This is a genomic window from Brevundimonas diminuta ATCC 11568 (genome assembly GCF_000204035.1).
GTDB classification, from domain to species: domain Bacteria; phylum Pseudomonadota; class Alphaproteobacteria; order Caulobacterales; family Caulobacteraceae; genus Brevundimonas; species Brevundimonas diminuta.
In genome coordinates, this window is record NZ_GL883086.1 from 2,302,804 (window position 1) to 2,305,987 (window position 3,184).

At 68.8% G+C, this 3,184-nt stretch carries 4 protein-coding genes; 1 reads left to right on the top strand and 3 read right to left on the bottom strand.

Translation table 11 applies throughout. From position 1 onward, the window contains the following. Window positions 1–1,060: S1C family serine protease (locus BDIM_RS15100; protein WP_050796806.1), on the bottom strand; the 1,060-nt coding region annotated here is incomplete at its 3' end. A 127-nt stretch (window positions 1,061–1,187) separates the two neighbouring features. Further along, complete coding sequence (locus BDIM_RS15105) at window positions 1,188–2,378, bottom strand: acyl-CoA dehydrogenase (RefSeq protein WP_003166450.1); 1,191 nt, start codon at window positions 2,376–2,378, stop codon at window positions 1,188–1,190. A 141-nt stretch (window positions 2,379–2,519) separates the two neighbouring features. Between BDIM_RS15105 and BDIM_RS15110 the strand changes: the two genes are divergently transcribed. Then, window positions 2,520–2,786 (top strand): DUF6356 family protein, encoded by a 267-nt coding sequence (locus tag BDIM_RS15110; protein WP_003166451.1) that lies wholly within the window; start codon window positions 2,520–2,522, stop codon window positions 2,784–2,786. 15 nt (window positions 2,787–2,801) lie between these two features. Here the strand turns inward: BDIM_RS15110 and BDIM_RS15115 are convergent. Continuing rightward, on the bottom strand, window positions 2,802–3,184 hold a 383-nt coding region (locus BDIM_RS15115), incomplete at its 5' end, for a hypothetical protein (RefSeq protein ID WP_040346378.1).

Sequence of the window (3,184 nt, forward strand, 5' to 3'; positions counted from 1 at the left end):
GCTCGACCGTCAGCCGGGTCGAGGCCTCGCGGCCGTCGCGCAGATAGACGACCGGCATCTGGGTTCCGGCGCGAGCGATGCCGACCGTGGCCTGGACCGAACCGGCGTTGGCCACCGGGCGGTCCTGGATGCGCGTCAGCACGTCGCCGGGCTTCAGCCCCGCCTTCTCGCCCGCCGAGCCCGGCTCGACGTCATAGACCACGGCGCCGCGCACGATGTTCAGCCCGACCTCGCGCGCGCGCTCGGCCGTCAGGGAGCCGAGGCCCAGGCCGACGCGGCCGCGCTTGACCTCGCCGGTGGCGCGCAGCTGGTCGACCACGAACATCATGATGCGCGTCGGCACGGCGAAGGCGATGCCGTCGTTGCCGCCGCCGAAACCGCCCGACAGGATGGCGGTGTTGATGCCGATCAGGCGCCCCCGGCTGTCCAGCAGCGGTCCGCCCGAGTTGCCCGAGTTCACCGCCGCATCGGTCTGGATGTAGTCCTCGATGGCGTCGCCCATGCCCGAGCGGTTCAGACCCGAGATGACGCCCATGGTCAGGGTCTGGTCCAGCCCCAGGGGATAGCCGACGGCGAAGGCCAGATCCCCGCTGCGCAGGGTGTCGGAATCCACCGTCGCCACCTGCGACAGGCCCGTGGCGTCGATTTTCAGCACGGCGATGTCCGTCGCCTTGTCCGCGCCGATCAGGGTGGCGTCGAACAGGCGGCCGTCGATCAGGTCGACCGTGAATTTCTGGCCGTTCTCGATGACGTGGTGGTTGGTGACGATGATGCCTTCGCGCGCGTCGATGATGACGCCCGAGCCGCCCTGCGACGGCTTGGGATTGTTTTCCGAGCTGGGACCGCGCGACTGGCCCAGGGTCGTCACCTGGACCACGGCGGGCAGGCTTTCCTCCAGCCCGGCGGCGAAGGTGAAGACGCCGCGCCGGGCGTCATAGGGCATGGCCGTTACAGGCGACTGGACAGCCGTCGTCGCCGCGACCATGGGCGCAGCCTGGGCCATGCCGCTGAAGCTGAAGATCGCCAGGGCGGCGCCGGCCAGCAGGCTGTGTTTGGTCATTCCGGTTTCCTTCACGCGCCGACCGCCTTCGGCCGACAGACGGGCGATCATCGCCGCCCCGCAGGCGAGACAAACGCACGACAACGGCAAAGGATCGTCGCGTCGCGCGTTTTCTGCAACGCTTGTCTCAGAAGGCGGCTTCGCCCGTGATGGCGCGGCCCAGGATCAGGGCGTGGACGTCGTGCGCGCCCTCATAGGTGTTGACCGTCTCCAGGTTCATGGCGTGACGCATGACGTGCAGCTCGCCGGTGATGCCGGCGCCGCCATGCATGTCGCGGGCCTCGCGCGCCACGGCCAGGGCCTTGCCGCAGTTGTTGCGCTTCATCAGGCTGATGGCCTCAGGAACCCAGGCGCCCGTGTCCAGCAGACGACCCAGAGCGTAGGCGCCCTCGAAGCCGAGGAAGATCTCGGTCTGCATGTCGGCCAGCTTCTTCTGCACCAGCTGGCGCGACGACAACGGGCGGCCGAACAGGGTCCGCTCGGCCACATAGTCGCGGCTGGCGTGGAAGCAGAACTCCGCCGCGCCCATCGCGCCCCAGGCGATGCCGAAGCGCGCCTTGTTCAGGCAGGAGAACGGCCCGCGCAGCCCCTGGACGCCCGGCAGGATGTTGGCCTCCGGCACGAAGACGTCGTTCAGGCCGATGTCGCCCGTCACCGAGGCGCGAAGCGACAGCTTGTCGCCGATCTTGCCTGTGGTGAAGCCGTCGAAATCGCGCTCGACGATAAAGCCGCGGATCACGCCGTCCAGCTTGGCCCAGACGATGGCCAGGTCGGCGATCGGCGAGTTGGTGATCCAGTATTTGCCGCCGTTCAGGCGATAGCCGCCGTCGACCGCGACCGCCGTGGTCTTCATCGAGGCCGGGTCCGACCCGCCGTCCGCCTCGGTCAGGCCGAAGCAGCCGACCAGCTCGCCCGCCGCCATCTTGGGCAGGAATTTCGCCTTCTGCTCGTCCGAGCCGAAGGCGTAGATCGGATACATGGCCAGGGACGACTGCACCGACATGGCCGAACGATAGCCGCTGTCGATCGCTTCAACCTCGCGCGCGATCAGGCCGTAGGCGACGTGCGACGCTTCGGAGCCGCCGTACTGTTCCGGCAGCATGGCGCCCAGGAAGCCCATTTCGCCCATCTCGGTCATGATGGCGCGATCAAACACCTCGTCGCGGAAGGCGGCGACCACGCGCGGCAGCAGGGCTTCGCGCGCATAGGACCGCGCCGCGTCCTGCACCATCCGCTCCTCGTCGGTCAGACGGCCCGTCAGGTCGAAGGGGTCTTCCCAGCGGAAAGTTTGGGCGGAAGTGGTCTTGCCGTCGGCCATCGGTCGTCCTTTTAGATCTCGGCAGGGGCCTCACGCGGGGTTGAAGCGGCGTGACGAAGCGCCCCCTGTTGCTACGGCGGGTTTAGGCCAGAATGCGGCCGCCGGGTAGAGGGACCGGCGCGACCACGCTAGGCTGTCTTCATGTCGAACGCTTTCAACCGCCTGTTCCGCGATCACCCGCGAGAGGTCGACGAGACCTATCTCGAACATATGGCCGCGTCGTCGCGTTTCGGCTTCAAGCTGCTGCGCCTGGCGGGGTGCGCCTTCATCCATGCGGTGACGCCCGGCCTGCACAAGACCACGGTGTCCGACGCCATTCGCGGCATGGCCCAGGACATGGGCGGCCGCGCCGCAGAAGCCCGCGAATGCCGCATGCGCGACGCGGGCGTCTGGGACGTCGGCCTCTAGGCCCCTGATACGCCGTCAGTCCGGCGTCTGGGTGCGGCTGTAGAAGCCCGAGATGTCGGAGCCCATGCCGCAGAAGCGGTTGGCGGCCGTGCTGTCCTCGACGAAGGCGCCTTCCGGCCCCACGCGCACCGTGACGACCGGCGCGTCGGCGCCGATGTCGGCCGCCGTCAGTTCATTCACCTCGCCTTCAAACGGGATCAGCCTGGCGTGGATGACGTCGTCGCGGTCCTGGGCGCCGCGCGCCTGAAGCTCGCAATCCGCCGCCGTGGCCCCGCCGTTCGGAAGGCCCCCGGCGCGGATCAGCACGCGCCATTCGGCGCCTTCTTCGATCAGCTTGAGATCAGCCTGGGCCGGATCGGTGCGGCGGAAGTCGGCGCTTCTCTCGGCAGCGGCCGCGG